General features: G+C 42.9%; 15 protein-coding genes and 3 pseudogenes. 12 read left to right on the plus strand and 6 right to left on the minus strand.

Annotation, left to right across the window (positions count from 1 at the left end; translation table 11 throughout):
• From TI10_RS15160 to tssE, 10 genes are all read left to right on the plus strand, one after another.
• On the plus strand, positions 1–1,182 hold the full coding sequence (locus TI10_RS15160) for a hypothetical protein (RefSeq protein WP_049584257.1): 1,182 nt from the start codon (positions 1–3) through the stop codon (positions 1,180–1,182).
• Positions 1,179–4,583 (plus strand): ImcF-related family protein, encoded by a 3,405-nt coding sequence (locus TI10_RS15165; protein WP_049584258.1) that lies wholly within the window; start codon positions 1,179–1,181, stop codon positions 4,581–4,583. Before TI10_RS15160 ends, TI10_RS15165 begins: the two co-directional genes overlap by 4 nt.
• A gap of 60 nt (positions 4,584–4,643) precedes the next feature.
• Complete coding sequence (locus TI10_RS25155) at positions 4,644–4,796, plus strand: hypothetical protein (RefSeq protein ID WP_155416488.1); 153 nt, start codon at positions 4,644–4,646, stop codon at positions 4,794–4,796.
• 502 nt (positions 4,797–5,298) lie between these two features.
• A complete protein-coding gene (locus TI10_RS15170) occupies positions 5,299–6,909 on the plus strand; it encodes an esterase/lipase family protein (RefSeq protein ID WP_049584259.1) in 1,611 nt (536 codons plus the stop codon).
• A 49-nt stretch (positions 6,910–6,958) separates the two neighbouring features.
• Complete coding sequence (locus TI10_RS15175) at positions 6,959–8,008, plus strand: T6SS immunity protein Tli4 family protein (protein ID WP_049584260.1); 1,050 nt, start codon at positions 6,959–6,961, stop codon at positions 8,006–8,008.
• A 231-nt stretch (positions 8,009–8,239) separates the two neighbouring features.
• Positions 8,240–9,223, plus strand: coding sequence for a T6SS immunity protein Tli4 family protein (locus tag TI10_RS15180; protein WP_049584261.1), 984 nt, complete (start codon positions 8,240–8,242; stop codon positions 9,221–9,223).
• A 528-nt stretch (positions 9,224–9,751) separates the two neighbouring features.
• Positions 9,752–11,512, plus strand: coding sequence for a type VI secretion system baseplate subunit TssF (tssF, locus tag TI10_RS15190; RefSeq protein ID WP_049584263.1), 1,761 nt, complete (start codon positions 9,752–9,754; stop codon positions 11,510–11,512).
• A complete protein-coding gene (tssG, locus tag TI10_RS15195; RefSeq protein WP_049584264.1) occupies positions 11,476–12,564 on the plus strand; it encodes a type VI secretion system baseplate subunit TssG in 1,089 nt (362 codons plus the stop codon). The genes tssF and tssG overlap by 37 nt, the downstream gene beginning before the upstream one ends.
• On the plus strand, positions 12,542–13,081 hold the full coding sequence (gene tssJ / locus TI10_RS15200; protein ID WP_049584265.1) for a type VI secretion system lipoprotein TssJ: 540 nt from the start codon (positions 12,542–12,544) through the stop codon (positions 13,079–13,081). Before tssG ends, tssJ begins: the two co-directional genes overlap by 23 nt.
• Before the next feature lie 4 nt (positions 13,082–13,085).
• On the plus strand, positions 13,086–13,514 hold the full coding sequence (tssE, locus tag TI10_RS15205; protein WP_049584266.1) for a type VI secretion system baseplate subunit TssE: 429 nt from the start codon (positions 13,086–13,088) through the stop codon (positions 13,512–13,514).
• Between the two features lie 136 nt (positions 13,515–13,650).
• Here the strand turns inward: tssE and TI10_RS23985 are convergent.
• Positions 13,651–14,081 (minus strand): annotated as a pseudogene (locus TI10_RS23985) (IS630 family transposase); the annotation flags it as partial.
• Between the two features lie 427 nt (positions 14,082–14,508).
• Between TI10_RS23985 and TI10_RS15210 the strand changes: the two are divergent.
• Both TI10_RS15210 and TI10_RS23990 read left to right on the plus strand, forming a co-directional pair.
• A complete protein-coding gene (locus TI10_RS15210) occupies positions 14,509–15,459 on the plus strand; it encodes an Rpn family recombination-promoting nuclease/putative transposase (protein ID WP_049584267.1) in 951 nt (316 codons plus the stop codon).
• 117 nt (positions 15,460–15,576) lie between these two features.
• Positions 15,577–15,813: pseudogene (locus tag TI10_RS23990) on the plus strand (ISNCY family transposase); the annotation flags it as partial.
• Positions 15,814–16,503: 690 nt separating this feature from the next.
• On the opposite strand, the pseudogene TI10_RS23995 reads toward TI10_RS23990, so the two are convergent.
• From TI10_RS23995 to TI10_RS15245, 5 genes and pseudogenes are all read right to left on the minus strand, one after another.
• A pseudogene (locus TI10_RS23995) lies at positions 16,504–17,089 on the minus strand (transposase); the annotation flags it as partial.
• 182 nt (positions 17,090–17,271) lie between these two features.
• The gene (locus TI10_RS15230; protein ID WP_049584271.1) at positions 17,272–17,946 is read right to left on the minus strand and encodes a PAS and helix-turn-helix domain-containing protein; all 675 of its coding nucleotides are present in this window, start codon (positions 17,944–17,946) and stop codon (positions 17,272–17,274) included.
• Between the two features lie 34 nt (positions 17,947–17,980).
• Positions 17,981–18,460: a PAS domain-containing protein gene (locus TI10_RS15235; protein ID WP_049584272.1), complete on the minus strand. Its 480-nt coding sequence runs from the start codon at positions 18,458–18,460 to the stop codon at positions 17,981–17,983.
• 838 nt (positions 18,461–19,298) lie between these two features.
• Entirely contained in the window at positions 19,299–19,985 is a 687-nt protein-coding gene (locus TI10_RS15240) for a helix-turn-helix transcriptional regulator (protein ID WP_049584273.1), read from the minus strand.
• A 41-nt stretch (positions 19,986–20,026) separates the two neighbouring features.
• Positions 20,027–20,716 (minus strand): PAS domain-containing protein, encoded by a 690-nt coding sequence (locus TI10_RS15245; RefSeq protein ID WP_049584274.1) that lies wholly within the window; start codon positions 20,714–20,716, stop codon positions 20,027–20,029.
• Between the last annotated feature and the right edge of the window lie 1,004 nt (positions 20,717–21,720).

Below are 21,720 nucleotides of genomic sequence, written 5' to 3' on the forward strand. Positions count from 1 at the left end.
ATGTCCGTTAATCTTGATGCTATTCCGGATAAAGCTCCACGTCCGGTACGCCCAGTCACTTTACGCTGGTTAATATTTTTAATCGTTTGTCTGGTAACTGGCGCAATAACGACATTATGGTTTTGGAAAGATACGCGTTCAGGCAGTGTGTTCTGGTACTGCTTTTTCGTTTTCCCGTTTTCATTCTGGTTGCTTTGTTTTGGAATACGACGACTTGGCTATAAATGCCAGCAAGTATGGGCCGACGGTTGGGACAGGGAATGTCAGACCATGCGTGAACAGGAAATTCGCAGAGGGCAGCGCAGTGCCCGGTTGATTTTCGTTCACGCGTCTACGCCTGTAGGCGATGATGCCACACAGCTTCCGGGTACATTGCAAGAGAAACAAGTATTGATGTCTGGGGTAACATCAAAAGATCAAGACGCAGTGATCCAGTATGCCCAGCTTTCTGCTGAATTACCTGCTGCCAGACGTTTTATGATAGCTCGGGAGCTGCTTTTGGCCGATGTGCTCCCGCTCATAGAAGCGCTACCTTCCCACTGGCGCCGCTACTGCTCTATTCAACTCAATGTGAGTGAATCTGATGTCATGATGCCGGAGATATCCCTTCAAAATACATTGATTTGTCCGGGACAAGGACTGGCAGTTTTGGATAACTGGCTGGATATGAAGCCAACTTCACCTTCGGTTTTGATCATTATTGCCGCAGAAGTACAGGATGTGCCTTTGGATATTGCCGGGGAAGCCGTTGTGGCACTAGTTTTTTCTAATCACCCCATTCCTGAGGAGATCTCGACTGAACTGGCAATGATCCACAGACCACATTGTGAACCTGTTGTAAAGGCATCCGTGGTTATAGAGCGGGCACTGCTCTGGGCGAAACAAACGGTGGATAACATTCACAATGGCTGGTTAACCGGTTGGGGAACATCGACCGACAGTGTTTGGAATACGGCAATGGAACAACAGGGGTTTTTACTTAAGGATGGAGAGACCTGTTGGTTACTGGAGAAATCCTTTGGCTATACAGGCTGCGCGGCGCCTTGGCTAGCTTTGATTTGCGCCAGTGAGCAAGCCAGACAAGGACAGACCGCACAATTGTATGCGCATAAAACCAGCACTGATCAACTTTGGGCGGGTGTCGCTACCCCCTTATTTTCAGGTAAACAGGATATTTCATGAAACTTCATTCTTTATTTGTATCTATTCTCACGGTCATTCTTGGCATCTTGCTTTGGTTCGGAGGAGCATTGTTGATGTTTCCAGAGCAGGTTGTTCAGTGGTTTGGCTGGGATGCTCTGTTTTGCCGCACGATGTTGATGGCTTGTGGTTTCCTAACTGCATTGTGTGTCATGGTGGGTTGGCTGATAAATATGTGGTTGACCGCCAGTGGGAAAGGAAATGCTCGGTTGAAGTGGGGTAAATTTGAGGCAGAAAGTAATGGCAATAACGAAAAAATTTCTGTAGCGACGCAACTCTCTGAATCAGTCTCCGCTATAAAAGACTTACCTGACCGCTTGCGCCTGCGTTACGGGCGGTTCTGGTGGTATAAAGTGCGGATTTTACTGGTGGTGGGCGAAGCGGAGCAGGTGGAAGCCATTGCGCCGGGACTCGCCACGGCGTATTGGCAGGAAGGTTATCGCTCGTTGTTGCTCTGGGGCGGCAGTTTGCAGGCGGAACCGGATACCGCTCAGTTGATGGCTTTGCGTCGCTTGCGCCGTTACCGGCCGCTCAATGGCATTGTCTGGGCGCTGACCGAACACCAGAGCGCACAACCGGTGTGGATGGATAAAGCGCTGCGGACGTTGCAAAAACAGGCCCAGCAGTTGCGCTGGCAGGCGCCGGTCTACCTGTGGCAGGTGTGTTACAGCCGCTGGTCTCAGGAAGGCCGTATTACTCAGACCGTCGGCTGCTTTTTTCCTGAACGCTGTACCCCGGATATTGTGGCGACACAGTTGCAAGAATTGGTTGACCCGTTGCGCCAGCGCGGGATGCAGCAACTGCTGGAGAAGACCGCCCACGATTTTCTCTGTCGCCTGTCTGCGAACCTAAAGCAACAGGGGATTGCGCACTGGAAACAGGTCCTGACGCCGTGGTTAGCGGAGTATGGCGATGTGGTGTCGCTGCGCGGTTTGATGTTCAGCTTACCGCTCAGGGCGCAGACGACTCGCCTGCCGCAAATCTGGCTGCCCGACACCGCCTGGCAGGGGGTATTGGAGGGCAGCCGTCGTTTCCACGGCCGGCGGGTGGGTATGCTCCACGCACAGACCGTCTGTCGCGGCCTGATGGTGCTGGGCTTGTTATGGGGCGCCGGCATGGCGCTCTCCTTTTTCACCAACCGTGACCAGATAGCCGTGGCGCAGGCGGCGGTCACTGACCTGAAAGTGCGCCCGGAAGGTTCTGATGCCCAGTTGATGGCCTTAAAGGAGCTGCGTAACGAGGTGGGCCGATTGCAATACCGGGCTGAACACGGTGTGCCGTGGTACGAGCGTTTTGGTTTGAGTCAGAATCAGAAACTGTTGACGGCAGTGCTGCCCGATTATGCGCAAGTCAATAACCGCCTAATACGGGACAAAGCCGCTGCGGTATTGCATGCGAAACTGAGCGCGCTGGTGAATTTACCGCCGGGCAGTCCGTTGCGGGCGAAGTGGGCGCCAGCCGGTCACGACCAGTTGAAAGCTTACCTGATGATGGCGCAGCCGGAAAAAGTGGATGCCGCGTTTTTAACCCGGATACTGAATGAAAATGAGCCTGAGCGGGCCGGTATTGCCCCCGGTGTCTGGCTGGATGCGGCGTGGGATTTATGGGGTTTTTATGCGGAGAATCTGCCCGCGCATCCCGAATGGCGGATCACCCCGGATAAGGCTTTGGTTAAACAGGCGCGTCAGTTGTTGCTGCTCCAGCTAGGTAAGCACAATGCCGAAGCGGCGCTTTACCAGCAGATGCTGCAATCGGTGGAGAAGAACTATGCGGACCTGACGTTAAGGCAGATGACCGGCGACACCGATGCGGAACGGCTGTTTACCACCTCTCGCGTGATACCGGGGATGTTTACCCGTCAGGCGTGGGAAGGCGGGATACAAAAAGCGATCGCGGAGGCGGCGGCCTCACGTAAGGAGGCGATTGACTGGGTGCTGAGTGATAACCGTCAGGCCATCTCGGCTTCGGTATCGCCCGAAGAGCTGAAAGCCCGTCTGACGGCCCGTTACTTTACCGATTTTGCCGGGGCGTGGCAGGATTTTCTCAACAGCCTGCGCTGGAACAAAACCCGTAACCTGTCGGATGCCATCGACCAGTTAACCCTGATGGCGGATGGGCGTCAATCCCCGCTGATTGCGTTGATGAACACGCTGGCCTATCAGGGGGAGACCGGGCAACAGGGGCCGACGTTATCGGATTCATTAGTGAAATCCGCCAAGACATTGTTGAATAAAAAAACGCCGTTAATGATTGACCAACAGACGGCTGGCGTGCACGGGCCGATGAATGAAACCTTTGGGCCGTTGCTGGCGCTGATGGGAGAACATCAGGCGGCCGGGGGAATGAAGACCGACAGCACCCTGAATTTACAGACCTTTCTCACCCGGGTAACCGAAGTGCGGCTGAAACTGCAACAGATGAATAACAGCGATGACCCGCCGGCAATGGCGAATGCGCTGGCTAAGACGGTATTCGAAGGGAAAAGCACCGATTTGACGGATACGCAGGGCTACGGGCGCTTGATAGCGGCCAGTCTGGGGGGACAATGGCGGGGTTTTGGTCAGACGCTGTTTGTTGAACCATTGACTCAGGCGTGGCAGGGGGTATTGAAACCCGCAGAGGAAAATCTGAACACCCAGTGGCAGACGGCGATAGTGGACAACTGGAACCGGGCCTTTGCGGGCCGTTATCCGTTTGCCGGCGGCGAGAGTGAAATCTCATTGCCGATGTTGGGGCAGTTTATCCGGTCGGATTCGGGGCGGATAGAGCAGTTTTTGACGCGTCAGTTAGGCGGGATACTGCATAAATCGGGTAACCAGTGGGGGGTGGATGAAGTGAATGGTCAGGGCGTACAGATTAACCCGGATTTTCTCAGGGCGATAAATCAGCTCAGTCAGCTATCGGACCTGTTGTTTGCCGATGGCAGTCAGGGATTGCGGTTTGAACTGCGGGCCAGAGCGGTGCGGGATGTGGTGGAAACCGACCTGACGATAGACGGGCAGAAACTGCGTTATTTTAACCAGATGGAAAGCTGGCAGAGCTTTCGCTGGCCGGGAGAGACCTATAAACCGGGGGTGATGCTGACCTGGATCAGTGTTAATGCCGGGGCGAGGTTGTTCGGTGATTATCAGGGGAACTGGGGGCTAATCCGCTGGCTGGCGCAGGCAAAAGCGGAAAGGCTGGATGAAAGCCGTTATCGATTAATATTTACTGCCCCGGATGGATTGCCGTTGACCTGGATTTTACGCACAGAATTGGGTGAAGGGCCGCTGGCGTTATTAAAACTGCGCGGATTTAAATTGCCGAAAAATATCTTTGTGGTGAAGCCGGGAAATAACGCGACAATATCAGTGTTAAATGACGATGATCTGATAGAGGAATAATGCATGCGATTGGCGATAAATCAGAAAATAGCGTAATCATTAACTGTTTTCGTTAATGAAATGGCTGCCAAGATAAATATCACTACAGATATTCCGATAAAGACGTTTGGCTATATGGGTGAGATCCGTGATTATACTTTTCTCAGTGAAGAGGGAGTTTTGTTATGGGATTTTCTTGATGTTATTGGCTATCTTATTATTCGCATGGTATGAATGAGAGTTATTCTTCTTTATCGTGATGGGATGAATGAGATTTAAAAAGGAGTGATGAGATTGAGATAGATGTAATCTATTGAATAAAATGAAAATAGACATTGTTATATAGGGATATGATTATAACAATGTATTCAGGTTGCCTTCATTTTATGGTAATCAATGCCAGTTTACTTTTGTCAATCAATGTCATTTTATTGTCATGAAGTTTAAATGTTTTATTCGACATGCCGTTATATTGGCGGTGCAAAGGGGGGATGCATTAAAAATCGTATTTTTTTGAAAAAAAGAGTTGATTTCTATAAGCACCCGCCGGGAGGATAAGGAAATTCAGTAATCGCTCATTTTGTTCATGCATTGATGTATTGCGAAAAGATGAGTGGCTTTGTAAATATCGTTGATCCGAACGGACGATCATATATGCAGAATGGAAAAAGCCCCTTGGTAAAAGCAAGTTGGGGTGGAAATCAGCCAATTGAAAATGAAAGATGAGGAGTAAATGATGAGTGAGCCGAAGGAAAATGAGATTTTTATTCACCCTGAATATGATGAACTGGGCCTCCCTTATTACAACGTGCCGAATGCCAGAATTGAAGAAAATCTGGTGGCGACGTGTTTGAAATACGCGACTAAAGTGATCCCGGTGATTTTTCTGCCGGGGGTGATGGGGAGTAATTTAAAATCAAAAGAGGGTAAGTCGGTCTGGCAGCTAAATGGGATATGGAATCTTGATGTTTTAGTTTGGACGTGCAGAGGAGCCTCTTATAGGAAAGATACACTAGATCCTAGTAATACAGAAGTTGATGATTCCGGGGATATCACGCCTGATCACACCGAAAAGAATAAATTCCAGACTTGCCAGCAGCGCGGTTGGGGGGAGATAGCCCATATGAGCTATGGCACTTTCCTGCCCTGGCTTCAGGCGGTGTTAGATGATGAGCGTCTGGCCTTTGAGTACTGTCTGGCAGGAAAGGGGGGAAAAACTCTTCGGCAACGTATGGTTGATATGAACTTGAATGCGGAGTGGGGGGAAGAGCCGCTGACCGAGGCCGAGGTTGACCATAGTTATGATTTTCTCTACCCGGTTCATGTGATGGGCTATAACTGGTTGCAATCTAATAAGGCGTCTGCCAAGAGGCTGAAGCAATATGTGGATAAGGTTTTAGCTTTTTATGGTAAACGGTGTGCAACTAAAAAGGTGATTTTAGTCACTCATTCAATGGGAGGGCTGGTTGCTCGTTATTATTCAGAACTGCTGAATGGCAGAGATAAAATTTTAGGCATTGTGCATGGGGTGATGCCTGATACGGGGGCCCCGACCACCTATAAAAGGATGAAAACCGGTGAAGATGGCATGACCGGACTGGTTGTGGGTTACGATGGTGAAGATATGACGCCGGTACTGGCGCAGTCTCCCGGCCCATTACAGCTTCTGCCGGGAAAGGAGTATGGTAGAGGCTGGTTACATATCGCTGATGGTAAAATGACGCATAAATTGCCGAAATTAGATCCGTATGAAGAAATTTATCTGGAAAAGGAGCGCTGGTGGGGATTATGTGAAACCCGGTTTTTAAACCCGGATAAAAAAGATAAGTGGAAAGATAATGAAAGTTGGGAAAATTATACACATATTATAAGGAAAGAAGTTAGGCCATTTATTGAAGAGTTAACTGGTAAGTATCACTCGAATACTTATGCCTTTTATGGCGCCAGCGAGAAACATTTATCCTATGGAGTTATCTCCTGGCAAGAAGCCAGTAAGGATTATTACAATAAAACGGAAGATTATTCCGGCCTGACATTTGATCGGCCGATATACGATCCTTATAACCTGGAGACGGGCAAAAGCCGTATGGTGCAGTTTTCTGTTGGCCCTTCTTTTCAGGATATTGCGGCGAAAACTTTTAAGCTGGCGCCACCCAAAGATCCGGGCGATGGGACGGTGCCGGTACAGTCTGGCCGTATTTCAGCCAGACATTTACGCAGCTTGCTGGCAACAGAAGTCGACCATGAAGGCGCATATAAAGAGGCTAACGGGACGAAAGAGACGTTTGCCCGGTTATTCACCTTACGCTCAATTGTGAAGATGGTGCAGGCGGTGAAAATTGAATAGGAAAACGACCTTACTGACTTTAGCGGTTATTTGTACCTTATGGTGGTATATGCCGGTATTTTATTACCCAATTTTAACTGAGAAGGAAAAGAAAGTGACAACTGAAATGTTAGCGAATATGCAGCCCCGTTGTGTGGGCCGTTATTTGATAGATCTTCCTGCTGGATTTGACAATGTTATTCATGATGGGATATTTATCGGTGATGCACAAATAGAAACCGAGCGTTTATATCCACCTGCATTTAAACAGCGGATACGGCTAAGAGAGCAGGAGTTAAAGGAGGCTAAAACTATTGACTCTAAAGATATGCCGTTTTTGAAAAAAATCTATTGCTTACAAGGGGAGCAAACTGGTGTAATTTTCGATAGGAATGAAGATATTGATGAGCCCGGTTTTGGCCGGGTGCTGGAAGCACATTTATACGACAATGGTGTTGCATTTAAAATTATAATGAAGATAACAGATTTGTCTGATGCTAAGTATGCGAGTGATAGGGAAAGTTATATCAAGGCTGGTTTTTCTGAGGATAAATTGAATACCACAGATAGAACGATGATGAAAATGAGGGATTTATTATCCAGAATCAGTGGCAGAAAGGATACGGAAATACCTAAGGAGGCAGGTACCTGCATTCCTGATGGTTTTATTGCTGGCAGCCGTTATGAGAAAGAGAGAATCACTTTTGTCTATCAGAGAAATAAGGATGATCATTTTACTTTCAGTGTTGAAATACTAAATTATCTTCAAGAAAAAGACCATCTATTAGAGCGTCTGAGGGGAATGGAAGGTATGTTTTTGGCCGTGCATGCTAAGATTATAAGAAAAGGGAAACGGGAAATTAATGGCACTTATACGGAAGAAGTTTTAACAACTGCGCCGATAAAAAAAGTTGATGAACCAGAAACCAAAATTCTTGGATATGCATTTAGTTTAATTGCTAATGAAACTGCCGGGGATTATAAGAACCCTTTTGTTGCTATTGATCTAGGGAATGACCGGTTATCAGCAACACCATACAGTGAAAATGAACTGATAACGTTTTGGGATGTGGTAACGAGTACTTTTCGTAAAAGACCCGGTGCTTTTAAACGGCAATAATACGCTTCAAATAAAACCCCTTATAGGGATATAAGGATTAACCATCAGGATGAAGACAGATAAACAAGCACGAATACTGATTTATATTCAGTTGTTAAAATAGTGCAGGCGGTAAATATCAGGTAAAAAGAAGATGATTGGTTTTATTCACTATCGTAGCAATTTATGCCTTGTGGCGGTGATATTTCCCTGCTCATTATTATCCTGTTTTAACTTAAGAAGGAAAATGAAATGAAAACTGAAATATTAACTAATATGCCGACGCGTTGTATCGGGCATTATCTGATTGATATTCCTTTAGTATTTGAAAACATCATCAATAATGAGATATATATTGGCGATGCAAAAATAGAAACCAAGCGTATGCATTTATCCGCATTTGAACAGCGGATAGAGATAAGAGAGCAAAAATTAAGGACGACTAAAACTACCGATCTGAAAGATCTGCCCTTTTTAAAAAAGGCCCATCATCTCCAGGGAAACTTATATGGCGTGATTTTTGATAGAAATCAAAATATCAGCGAACCCGGATTTTCCCGAATATTAGAAGCCCATTTATATGATAATGGGGTTGCTTTTATGATAGAAATGAAGTTTACAGAAATATCAGATGATAAATACAGTTATTCACGGGACCGTTATATAAAATCTGGATTGCATGAAAGCCAATATAAAATGCTGTCTCAAACTCTGGATAAAATGCAAAGGCTAATTGCCAGAATCAGTGGCAGAAAGGATAGCGATATTCCGACAGAAGCAGGAATCTGTATCCCTGATGGTTTTATTGCCGGTCATGATAATGATAAAGAGAACATGTTGTTTGTCTATCAAGGAAATCAGGATAGTAATTTTACATTTAGTGTTGCAATCATTAATGACTTTAAAGGGGAAGGGATTTTACTTGAACGTATTAGTGAAATTGAGAGGGATTGGTTCATTAACTATGGCCAGATAATAAGAAAGGGGGAAAGAGAGATAAATGGTATTTATGGCGAGGAGTTGTTAGCGGTAGGTCTGCAATCTTTTGACAATAATCCTCGGTATCGATTTGATTTTATTGAAAATAATATAGTGTTGGATGATAAAAATATCGGTGTTGGTGTTATATTAATGAATTACCAGTTACCTGCAACGCCATATACCGAAGATGAATTGATCATGTTTTGGGAGGCAATAACGAAAACTTTTCGTAAAAGACCGGGAGCTTTCGAATAGTGATAAAGTGATAGTGTTTTAAGTAATTAATTGGAGGTTCAATGTGCTCTGGATTTTATTGCTAATAACTTTTTTTCTTTATCTGTTGATGTTTAGTCCGGCAATATTGGTTATTGATATACTTATCATTCGTCGGATAATTAAACGTGGAGGATGGGGGAAATATAAAATTGTGTTTTTTTTGATTCCTGGCGTTCTATTGATGAGTATCTTGATTGCCGGTGTGGGCTTTTTCACTAACATGTTGTTTGTTTATTTATATGACCATTTTGTGTCGCCATTTTGGTTGAGGTAATAATTTAAAAATCAATGACAAGATATTTCGATATGAAATATAGCTTTTGAATATTAATTGCTTATTGTGTGATTGCTCTGGCAATAAAATAGAAAATGTCGTTATGTCTGGTATTGTTTTTTTTAGGTGGTATCAGACTACGGCTATTTTTCTCTAATATGTTACTTCCCTTCTTTTTATTTATTTTGAACGGGAATCGGTATTTTTTAATAACTTTTTTGGAGGACCATCCTATGGATGATTTAACCCTGCGCTATTATGAGGCAGAAATGCGCTATTTGCGTGAGGCGGGCAGAGAGTTTGCTAAGGCTCATCCTGACCGGGCGGCTGCGCTTAATCTGGATAAAATCGGTATGCGCGATCCTTTTGTCGAGCGTCTGTTTGAAGGCTTTGCCTTTATGATCGGGCGTCTGCGTGAGAAGCTGGATGATGATTTGCCGGAGTTTACGGAAGGGCTGGTCAGTTTATTGTGGCCGCATTACCTACGCACGATTCCGTCCCTTTCCATTGTTGAATTGGGGATGGATTGGGCACAATTGAAAAGTCCGGTACAGGTGAAAAAGGGCTTTGAGATCCTTTCGCAACCGATCGGCCCAAGCAAGACCCGATGTCGTTATACCACGACTCAGGCGGTTCAATTGCTGCCTCTGGCGCTGACCGACGCTTCCTTGCAAGAAGAACCGAATGGACGTTCCGTTATTCGATTGCGTTTTGGCTGTGGGACACTGGTGGACTGGAACCAAATTGATTTGAGCCGTTTACCGCTGTATCTCAGTGCCGACAGCCCGCTGGCCTGTGCGTTACATCGAGCGTTTACGCTGCAAACGCAACAACTTTACTTGCGTTTACCCGGTCAGCCTGATCGGCAGCCATTTGACGGCCGATTCACACCAATAGGATTTGGGGAAGAGGAACGGTTATGGCCGAAAGGGGAAAGTTCATTCAGTGGTTATCAACTACTGCTGGAGTATTTCACCTTCCGTGAAAAGTTTATGTTTGTTGCGCTCTGTGGGTTGGAAAAGTTGACTCTCCCCGAAGGAACGCCGTGGTTTGAGCTGGATGTGGTTCTGCGTGAAAGTTGGCCCTTTGATTTACCATTTTCTGCCGAGCATATCCGCTTGCACTGCACCCCGGTGATTAACCTGTTTCGATTGGAATCCGATCCGCTGCAATTGTCACCATTGCAAACTGAGTATTTGCTGTGTCCGGTCCGTATTCAGGACGGGCATACCGAGGTTTATTCCGTGGATGAGGTGTCCTCTTCGAAACGCGAGGGCCATCGGTATGTGCCGTTCAGTAGTTTCCGTCATAAAGGCGGCATGTTGCGCCATGATGCGCCGGAGTGCTACTACCATACCCGTGTGAAACGAGGGCCGTCAGGTTTGTGTGACACTTGGATTATTCTGGGTGGAGCGGATTTTGAAGATGAAGAGCTGTATCAAGAAGAGATTCTGTCACTTACGCTGACTGGCACTAATGGGCAACTACCACGCAGGGCGTTGCAGGATTCTCTGTTGGATACCGCCGTTAATCCTCCGCTAGCGGAATTTACGGTACGTAACTTGTGTGAACCGACATTGCCCTGCTATCCGCCCAATCGGGACCGTTTTCACTGGCGAGTGCTCAGCCATCTTGGTTCTAATTTTCTTAGCATGATGGATAACCCGGAAGTGCTACGCGGGACGTTGGCTCTGTATGACTGGACCGACAATGAGATGAACTATCGCCGGTTGGAGGCGATTGTCGCGGTGAAGCATTCGTTGATTGAGCGATTTGAGCAGGGATGTTTGCGACGGGGCGTACACATCGAAGTGACGTTGGATAGCAACGGCTTTGCAGGCACCGGTGATATCAGCTTGTTTGGCGAAATGCTCAGCCGTTTCTTTGCCTTGTATACCGATATTCATCTGTTTAACCGACTTACGCTGATTTTACAACCTACGGGGGAAAGACTGTTATGGGAAGAACAATATTGTCAAAACATTCCCGGTTGATGGCAATGCTGGAATCGGACATTTCAACCCTCAATTTCTACCAATTCTGTCAGATTATTGAACTTGCAGTCCCTGATCGGCCGCCACTGGGTAGTACGGAAAATCCGGCTGATGATGCGATACGTTTGCGGCCTGATCCAGGTTTGGGATTTCCCGCCAGTGAACTGAAAGCGATAGAAACTGACAATGAACATCCAGAGCGTCCACCGACGGTCAGAACAACGTTTATGGGGTTGTATGGGGTGGATTCTTTGTTGCCGACCGCTTACCTGAATGATATCGCTCAGCAAAGGGAAGGGAATGAAACAATCGAAGCCTTTCTGGATATTTTTAACCACCGGGTATTCTCCCAGTTTTACCGTATCTGGCGTAAATACTCCTATCCGGCAACGTTTGCTACCGGAGGAACCGATAGAACGTCCCAATGTCTGCTCGGGCTGATTGGTTTAGGGATACCGGGTAGTCAGCAACATATTGCTACGCCGATGTCCCGTTTTCTGGCGTTGCTCAGTGTCATGCGCCTGCCAACGCGAACCGCTGAAGGCGTATCGGCGCTGGTGGCATTGTTGGCGCCGCAAACCCGGATTGTGGTGACGCCTTCTTGCCCACGGCAGATCCATCTAATGCAACCGGCGAATCTTTCAGCTACTCACCGAATTTCCCTTTCGCAGCGTACCGTGTTAGGCAGAATGGGCATTGATATCAATAGCCAGTTGTTGCTGGCGTTGTATACCGAGTGCCCGGATGAAGCGCGGGGTTGGTTGCCGGGCGGGCGGTTGCACACTGATTTTTTGGTGTTGTTGCGGGTTTATCTGGGCTGGCGATACCAAGCCAGATTGCAACTGACTCTGCCGACCCGAATATTACCGCCGCCGATACTGGGTGGTCAGCCGGTTCAGTTAGGGCTGACGGGGGTATTAGGTTTAAAAATTGAAGATAGTCAGGCGACACTGCCTGACAACATTACGGTGAATCTGGGGGATTATCAGGGGATACAGTCAGACAGTAATCAAGACAAAGGAGGAGACTATGTTAACTATCCCTTTTTATAAAATTGCGCCGGCGATAGCGGCGATAACATTACTGCTGACAGGCTGTGGTCTGACTCAGACCGTGACTGATGGCACGGCAGCGGCCACCCGATCCCTTTTTCATAAGCAGGTGAAAACGTTACATCTGGATTTTATTCCACGGGCAGCGGTCAATACCGATGTTGGAGAAAATGTTGCGCTGTCCGTCCCGGCATTGGTTCGGGTCTATCAGTTGCGGGATAACAAAGCTATAGAAAAGGCGGATTATGCGGATTTGTTGGATGACGGCGATCGGATACTGAGCGCTGATTATCTGGCGAGTCAGGAGGTGGTAGTGAAACCGGGTAGTCATGCCTCTCTTGATATGCCGATGGCGGCGCAGGCGAAATATGTGGCTGTAGTGGGGTTGTTCAGAAACCCCGATTTAGCCAAGGGGACTTGGCGTCGGATCATAAAACGCAATGAATTGTTACCGGATGGGCCTCGTATTATCGAGCTCAATGCCAGCGGCTTGACTTTATTGCCTGAAAAGGAGTGAGTAAATGAAAAAACCTTCTCTGTATGAAAGCCTTTTCGGTAATTTTAACTGCGGTTTGGAGTTGCATCAGGTGAGCGAAGAAGATCAGGTCATTTTGTCGGTATTAGACAATATGCAACGTATCCTCAATAGCCGTGCCGGTTCGCTCACCCATCTGCCCGATTATGGTCTGCCTGATCTGCACACCATTCTGCGAGGGTTGCCTGCGTCGTCACAGCGCTTGGTCTCGACGATTGAGCACACTTTGTTGATCTATGAACCGCGTTTGAAACGAGTTGATGTTACGTTATTGCCGGAGCTTGCGCCGGGGCATCTGCGTTATGACATTAACGCTGAACTCAAAGGTGTGGGTCTGGTGCGTTTTAGTACCGAGTTCGTGCCGGAAGGGAATGTGTTGGTCCGCCATTTACGCCAGCAAGGGTATATAGATTAAGCATTTGTGTATATTTTGTTACTCATGACAATTTGTAATACGAGTGAAGGCTTGCCATTGTTGAGCAAGCCTTTGTAGTTTTTAAGAGAGAATTCGATCTAGAAAATCTAAAGCTGATTGAGTATTAGATAAGAATTCATAATGATGCTACGCCGATTTTATTCATTCTTGGTTTTTGCTGTGCTGAAATCGACGCCAGGAAGGCATCAACATAATTTAGCAAGAGCCACATCGATTGCAGTTGTGGTTCCGTGCGACTGTTTCATGCAACGATTGCCAGAGCCGTTCTATTTTATTCAACCAAGGGGAATAACTCGGTAAAAATAAGAGGTTAAATTTCGGATGCTGTGCCAACCAATGTTTGACTTTCTGACTGCTATGGACGCAATAATTATCTAAGATTAATGTGAGCGTTTTCGCATCGGGATAGTGGCTATTAAGCTCATCTAACATCCTGATAAATAAATTAGAGTCCTTTTTTGTCCCTTTAACATAGGTGACTTTCCCTGTTTGGTCATTGAGACAGCCAGCAAGGTAATATTTTTTATTTTTTTCTGGCGTGACAAGGTTTATTTTTACTTGTAAAGATACTTTTTAGCGTATTTTAAGACGTAGGATTATTAGCAAAATCTGTTATAAATTTTCTTCAATGCAAATACTAATTGTCTGTTTATTTTCTGGATGTGTTCTGTCTTTCGGAAAAATAAGGTGTAATTATTTATCTATAACTTAATACTTTAATTTTTTTCGATGTCTGGTGAGTTGAATGTTATTAACAGAAATATAATTAATTGATACTTTGATAAGGCTGTTATTATTATGTGAATCTACCTGGTATTTGATTATTTAAGCGCTTATATTAATGCTTTCGGTAAAGATTTTCCTGAGAAAATCTGGGAAGATGTTTTTTGTAACTGGGTTGCGGGTTTTCTAGAGATATTATAGCGTTGACAATGAGTGGCGATGACTAACTAATAAGATAGAGAAACAGATTGTGGCAAAGAAAGAAAAACGGCCTCACCATGATGCCTTATTCAAACATTTTTTAACGCAGCCTGAAACGGCTAGGGAGTTTTTATCCCTTTATCTGCCCGAAGAGATCCAGTCGTTGTGTGATTTAGCCACATTGAAACTGGAGCCTGGCAGTTTTGTGGACCGGCATTTACGTCAACTGCACAGTGATGTGTTGTACTCGGTTGAAACGGTTCAGGGACGAGGTTATATTTATTGCCTGATTGAACATCAGTCCACTCCTGACCCATTGATGGCCTGGCGATTGATGTATTACGCCATGTCAGCGATGGCGGCTCACCTGAAAAAAGGCCATACTGAACTCCCTTTGGTGGCGCCTCTGCTGTTTTATCATGGTGAGGTTCGTCCTTATCCTTACACAAACCGGTGGCTGGATTGTTTTACGCTCCCTGAACAGGCTGCTCGCTTATACCGTCAGGCGTTTCCGTTGGTGGACGTCAGTGTGCTCAGCGATGAAGAAATCCTGACACATAAAGGCGTTGCGCTGATGGAGCTGGTGCAAAAACATATTCGTTGTAGGGATATGCTGGAATGGGTCCCCCACTTGGTGGAACTTTTGAATGCAGGGTATAATACAACCGAGCAGCGCAATGTTGTGTTAAGCTATATTTTACTGAATGGACATACGCTGGATCTCTCCCAATTTGTCCATCAACTGATTGAACAATCTCCGGAGCATGAAACGATGTTGATGACTATTGCAGAACAGCTTGAACAAAAAGGGCTTGAGCGAGGTATTGAGCAAGGCCGAACAGAAGGTAGAGAGGAAGGTAGAGAGGAAGGTAGAGAGGAAGGTAGAGCTGAAAATAAACTGGAAACGGCTCGCGCCTTATTACGACATGGTGTCAGTCTGGACATTATTGTCACCAGTACCGGGCTGAGCCGGGATAAAATCGAAGCGTTAAAGCATTAAATTAATCTTCTCTTTCACTGTAAAATGCCGATATTCAAGATCGGCATTTTTGTTCTTATTCAAGGTGATGGCTACACAGGGAACTTTTACGTTTACCCAGTTAAGCTGAAACCGGTCAGACTGAAGCAACAATCTCCGGAGCATGAAACGATGTTGATGACTATTGCAGAACAGCTTGAACAAAAAGGGCGCGAGCAAGGTATTAAATTAGGTATTGAGGAAGGTAGAGAGGAAGGCCGAGCTAAAAGTAAACTGGAAACGGCTCGTGCCTTATTACGGCATGGCGTGAGTTTGGACATTATTGTCAGCAGTACCGGACTGAGTCGGGATAAAATCGAAGCGTTAAAGCATTAAATTAATCTTCTCGTTCACAGCAAAATGTGGATATTCAAGATCGGCATTTTTGTTCTTATTCGAGGTGATAGTTATACAGGGGACTTTTACATTTGCCCGGCGAAGCTGAAACCTATCAGACGGAAGCAACTTTATAGAGGACGAAATGGCATCCTAAGTGCATGGGGAACGCGATTAAGTTAGTTGTTTGCGACTCGTTCTGTTTCGTTAAAACTTCAATGTTCATGTGCCTGATATGACCTCTTATTGCTGATTTTGGCCTCCTAACAGAGTTCATGGACCCCTTTGTTGTAAGATATCAAAGTTTAAAAATTCTAGTACCCGGGAATTTGCCACATAATGCAATGATTAAGAGACATTGATATTTTGAAGGTGTTATTGTGACTTTAAAATGTCACTTTTGGAATGAAAGAGTGGGGGGGGATTAGTTTTATCTTCTGAGGAGACCCTTTGCTGTTTTAATGGCGCCTGTAATTAATCTTTATGGAATTTTATTTGCTGTGGTTATTTCAATGTCTATTGCACATTTCCCTGAATGTGCTTTTATTTAATAATAATCGTATCATCGTTTGGGCTGTTTTGTATTTAAGCTTTAAGAGGAAAGATAAGGGGCAATCATGTTTTTTTCAACTAAAATTAATAAATCATTCTTTTATTAAGGGAGTTAATAGGGTAAATTAAGTTGGCTATTTAATTAATTAATCCGAACGCCATCACTGGCAAATTGTCTTCTGAGTAGAAAATTTTCAGTGATGGTTTTTTTAATTTAAGGCAGTAAGCAATCACACCACCTAAAACGGTCAACAGACATCCTGTTATACTTCGGTGGCGCGAATGCGCTATTTGAGAAAGGGTTTTTAATTGCCCATTAATCGTTTCGATGATAAAACACCTTGATAACATGATCTTATCCTACTCTGCCAGCATACGCGCTTTCATGTTACGACGTTTCTGCGTAATGAAAGTGACACTCGTTTTGGCTAAATCGTCTGCCAGTTCCTGGCTGAGATAACCTTTATCTCCATAGAGAGAACCTGTTAAAACCCTCTCATCGAGTTTTTCCTCGTTTTGCGCTCCCCTCAAAAACCTTATGACGGGCAATGCGGATATTATGACAAATACGCAAACTTGCGGAATCAATAAAAGCAATGCTAGTCGGTTTCCCTTTTAATTGGGTCAGATAACTGCACAATGGCGCCAAAATGGAAGGCGCGACACGAATAAAACAGGTATAGCTGAGCAAGGCGGGAAAATCATTGTGGTGATGTTTCCAAATAGGCCCCTTTGCTCCCGGAACAGGCTTCTCGTCAATTTCTTATCCAGAAAACAGGTTATAATTAAATCAATAATGCTATATCCGCGGTAGCCTTAACTTATTAATAAGGCTACCGTTATTTCTTCTGGTATGTCCAGATTGAATTTTATTGTCAGAAGCAGAATAGTGTAATAATTAAATTGCTAGGACAATAAGAATTTCTCTGGTACATAATGATGGAAATTATTTGCTAAACAGTATTCTTCCAGTTGTTGGCTGGAGTGAATACCTATCTTGCCATATATCCGAGCCATATAAGTTTCAACGGTATGGTAAGCAATATTTAATTTCTGTCCAATCTGTTTCCTGGTATATTTTTGTAAAAAGAAAAAAATGATATCCCATTCACGCGGCGTAAAAATATCGCTTGGTGGTTGGAGTATAATTGATGCTGGTAGTGTTTTATAATATAGATGTAGACTGGCTAATGAGTAATCTTTGGCTTTCCATGCATGAAGAAAGATGCCGGTACATTCGTTTTCATCATTATAGAGTGGATATTTTTCCGAGAAATAAGATGATGGAAATGTATCTTTCCCATATGTATGTGTTTCAAGTGAACATATCCTTTGCCCTTGTTTCATAACACTTTTATCGTGAATAACGAAATCTTTTGCAAATTCAGCCCCATTCCAGGGGAGTTCATTATCATATTTCCCCTCGTAATCAAATAAATCTGGGAGATCCTGGATTTGTCTAAATGCCAGATTACCAAAAATCCAACATGAGTCTTTGTCTTTGATTGCCCAAGGTTCATTACTTTGCTGCATGGTGTTAATGACTTGGGATGAAATAGTTAGCTTATTGATTTTTTCCATGGTGAGGTCCTATTGTGCAGTTAATGATTTAAATTTACAATTCCCTGCTGCCAATAGTAAGAAATCTTTCAGGAATATAAAGATGACAGTTATTTTTCTTACAGAAATTTGTTAATTCTATCTGTGGTGATAGATCAAATTTCTGGTAAATTGACTGAATATGGTTAACGACATCTTCACAGAGGGGAAATTTATCACAAATATAAGTTTGTTTAACTTGATGTTCGACAAACTGATGCGTTTCCAGTGAAGTGACGTGTTGCATAGTTTGAATGGCTTCTTGATCCTGATGGTAGAATTCTTCTGCATGTTCGTCAATAGGTGAGGGTAATTCACCCATAGATAGCTCTATAATATCGTAATCTTCAGGAAGATTGAGCAGTTGATAAAAAGCATCGTTAGCATAAATAAATCTTGACTGGTGATCTCTGGCGCCCCAGGGTTCATTACTTTTATCCCACATTAGTGTTAATTGTGGCGTAATATGACAGGATTTGTTTCTTATATTTAACATAATAACTCCTAAATTCCTATTTAGATTATTATCTGAATGGTTGCTTTTCCGATTATGTCTTAAGTGGACTGCTATATAATAGAATATAATGCTTTTCTCGTCAAAAAGCGTATGTTTATTAATTGATTTTTTACTATTTAATAATGAAACTTTAAACATGAGATAATATAACTATATATACTATTTTAGATGAAGATTATTTGAGGAATTTGCCGAAAAAATAGTTGGAGTCCGTTGCTGTGCTTGCTGTTGAGCCTGATATCGGGTGTTTTTTAGTTGGAAATCATCCATCATTAATGGTAAATAAATGCAGATTATACTTGCAATTATCATCACCCTCATTGTTGTCAATGAATGAATAATTATTTTTCCTAATGCTTAATAGCTGTTCTGTTAAATTATTTTATTTACTCTTCTTGGTAATGAAGAACAAATCTGAATAGTAGTATGAAAAAAACAATAGTTTTTGGACACATTTTTGATGTGACTTGAAGATTAAGCTAAGCAGATTACACCTGTTGTGTTAAGTATATACTCTTAGTTTTTCTCATTGTTTGTGATCACTACCCTTTTAAAATAAAAGTTGGCAATGGTGACTCTTATTGGGATTAAGTAGTAAATACTTAATTAATGGAGCTAACGTAAGTTTGGTTTTAATCTTTTCATAATAAAATAATTTTTTATCATTATAAGTAAATTTTATTACTTAATTGCCATAAGTAATAAATGAAGAACTATTTTTTACGCCCCACGGTTTATGACTTATTCCGATTGTGTTAATAATTTGAGGTGATATTTTATAGTTCTTCTTCATAAAAACTCTGTTGTTATTTAGGAGTCAAGGAAACATTTTGCTTTCTGGATGCACAAATCTTTCTGGTACATAGAGATCATAATCATTCGTGCGGCAATATTCTTCCAGTTGTTTGCTAGAATGAACACCAACTCTTTTATATATTCGTGAAAGATGGGTTTCAATAGTACGATAGGAAATATTTAACATCTTACCCATCTGCTTACTAGTATATTTGTGTAACATGAGGAAAATAACATCCCATTCCCGTTGAGTAAATAAATCGGTTGGTGGTTGAAATAATATAGATGCAGGAAGTTTTCCATGAAATAGACGAGTGAATGAGAAATCCTGGGCTTTCCATCCATGAAAAAGGGTGCCGACACATTCGTAATCATCATTGTAGAGTGGATATTTTTCTTGGAAATAAGATGAAAGAAATGTATCTTTCCCATACATATGTGTTTCAAGCGAACAGACTCTTGATTCTTTCTCCATTACACTTTGATCGTGAATAATGAATTCTTTTGCAAACTCAGCTCCATCCCAGGGAATTTCATCATCATACCGTCCTTCATAATCAAATGAATCTGGAAGATTCTGGATATGCTTAAATGCTAAATTACCATAAATAAAACATGAGTCTTTATCTTTGATCCCCCAAGGTTCATTACTTTGCTGCATAGTGTTAATGACTTGAGGTGAAAGATTTAATTTTTTGATTTTGTTCATAATGAGACCCTATTGTATAATTAATTGTCAGTAATTTAAATTTATAACTCCTTACTACCGATAGTAAGAAATCTTTCAGGAATATAAAGGTGGTAATTATTTTTCTTACAGAAATCTGCTAATTCTGTCTCTGGTGGTAAATTAAATTTCTGGTAAATTGACTGAATGTGATTAATGACATCTTCTGTGCTGATCATTAATTCTTTACTGATGCTCTCTTCATCTTGTGAGCGTAAGGTTAGAAAAAGCACTTCCCATTCGGTTTGCGTCAATATATTATTAGGCGGTATAAATTCTAGGGTTGATGGCAATGTTCTCTCATAATAGTAAGAAACAGAAAAATCTTGAGCCTTATACATATGAAAGAAAATCCCAATGCAATCATTATTCCCATCAAAAAGGGGAAATTTATCACAAATATAGGTCTGTTTAACGTTATGTTCGCCAAACTTATGTGTTTCCAGTGAAGTGACGCGTTGCATAGTTTGGATAGCTTTTTGATCCTGACGGTGGGATTCTGCTGCATATTCAGCAATAGGTGAGGGTAATTCACCCATAGAAAGCCCTATAATATCAAAATCTTCAGGAAGGTTGAGCAGTTGATGAAAAGCAGAGTTAGCATAAATAAATCGTGACTGGTGATCTCTGGCGCCCCAGGGTTCATTGCTTTTATCCCACATCATGGTTAATTGTGGCGTAATAAGAGTGGATTTGTTTCTTATATTTGACATAGTAACTCCTAAATTCTTATTTAAATGGTTATCTGAATGGTTGCTTTTTCGATTATGTGTTAAGTGGACTGCTATATAATAGAATATAATACTTTCTTCGTCAAAAAGCGTATGTTTATTAATTGAATTTTTACTATTTTATAATGAAACTTTAAATGGCAGGAAATATAACTATATATATTATTTTAGGTGTGGATTATTTGAGTATTTATTGAAAGAGTCGTTGGAAGCTGTTGCTGCGCTCGCTGTTGTGCCTGATATCAGCCACTTTTTAGCTGGAAAGCATCCATCATTAATAGCAAATAGGTGCAGATTATACCTGCAATTATCAATATCATCATTGTTGTCAATGAATAAATAATTATTTGTCCTAATGCTTAATAGCTGTTTTGTTAAACTATTTTATTTACTCTTCTTGGTGATGAAGAACAAAGCTGAACAGTAGTATGAAAAAAACGATAGTTTTTGGGCACATTTTTGATGTGACTTGAAGATTAAGCTAAGCAGATTACACCTGTTGTGTTAAGTATATACTCTTAGTTTTTCTCATTGTTTGTGATCACTACCCTTTTAAAAGGATAGCTGGCAATAGTTACACTCATTGGGATTAAGTAGTAAACACTTAATGAACGACGCTAACATAAATTTGGTTTTTTCTATTTCAGTGATTTCCAGGTTATTTTTATTGACCGCAAATAGGTTTAAGTTAACATTTCCATCATCTTAGCCTGGGTAATAATTAACCTTAGCTATACCCGTTATCTTTCAAGTTGCCTCTTTGTTGGCTGCACTCACTCACCCCGGTCACATCGTTATCTATGCTCCCGGGGATTCGCTCCCTTGCCGCCGCGATGCATCTTGAAATCCATAGGGTATATATCAATCCTCACCTAGCGTGCTGTCCCTTATTATAGTTAGTGATGTTGTATTTATTGGTTTAATCCAGCTAATAATTTTATTTATGAAAAATTTTTTAATAATTTTAATAAAAAAAATAAGCTAAT

The organism is Photorhabdus luminescens subsp. luminescens, assembly GCF_001083805.1.
In the GTDB taxonomy this organism is placed as follows: Bacteria; Pseudomonadota; Gammaproteobacteria; order Enterobacterales; family Enterobacteriaceae; genus Photorhabdus; species Photorhabdus luminescens.

What these genes read in the sequence shown, in the direction of transcription:
- TI10_RS15160 (WP_049584257.1), top strand. Translation starts at nt 1, where the DNA reads ATGTCCGTTAATCTTGATGCTATTCCGGATAAAGCTCCACGTCCGGTA.
- TI10_RS15165 (WP_049584258.1), top strand. Translation starts at nt 1,179, where the DNA reads ATGAAACTTCATTCTTTATTTGTATCTATTCTCACGGTCATTCTTGGC.
- TI10_RS25155 (WP_155416488.1), top strand. Translation starts at nt 4,644, where the DNA reads ATGGCTGCCAAGATAAATATCACTACAGATATTCCGATAAAGACGTTT.
- TI10_RS15170 (WP_049584259.1), top strand. Translation starts at nt 5,299, where the DNA reads ATGAGTGAGCCGAAGGAAAATGAGATTTTTATTCACCCTGAATATGAT.
- TI10_RS15175 (WP_049584260.1), top strand. Translation starts at nt 6,959, where the DNA reads ATGCCGGTATTTTATTACCCAATTTTAACTGAGAAGGAAAAGAAAGTG.
- TI10_RS15180 (WP_049584261.1), top strand. Translation starts at nt 8,240, where the DNA reads ATGAAAACTGAAATATTAACTAATATGCCGACGCGTTGTATCGGGCAT.
- tssF (WP_049584263.1), top strand. Translation starts at nt 9,752, where the DNA reads ATGGATGATTTAACCCTGCGCTATTATGAGGCAGAAATGCGCTATTTG.
- tssG (WP_049584264.1), top strand. Translation starts at nt 11,476, where the DNA reads ATGGGAAGAACAATATTGTCAAAACATTCCCGGTTGATGGCAATGCTG.
- tssJ (WP_049584265.1), top strand. Translation starts at nt 12,542, where the DNA reads ATGTTAACTATCCCTTTTTATAAAATTGCGCCGGCGATAGCGGCGATA.
- tssE (WP_049584266.1), top strand. Translation starts at nt 13,086, where the DNA reads ATGAAAAAACCTTCTCTGTATGAAAGCCTTTTCGGTAATTTTAACTGC.
- TI10_RS15230 (WP_049584271.1), bottom strand. Translation starts at nt 17,946, where the DNA reads ATGGAAAAAATCAATAAGCTAACTATTTCATCCCAAGTCATTAACACC.
- TI10_RS15235 (WP_049584272.1), bottom strand. Translation starts at nt 18,460, where the DNA reads ATGTTAAATATAAGAAACAAATCCTGTCATATTACGCCACAATTAACA.
- TI10_RS15240 (WP_049584273.1), bottom strand. Translation starts at nt 19,985, where the DNA reads ATGAACAAAATCAAAAAATTAAATCTTTCACCTCAAGTCATTAACACT.
- TI10_RS15245 (WP_049584274.1), bottom strand. Translation starts at nt 20,716, where the DNA reads ATGTCAAATATAAGAAACAAATCCACTCTTATTACGCCACAATTAACC.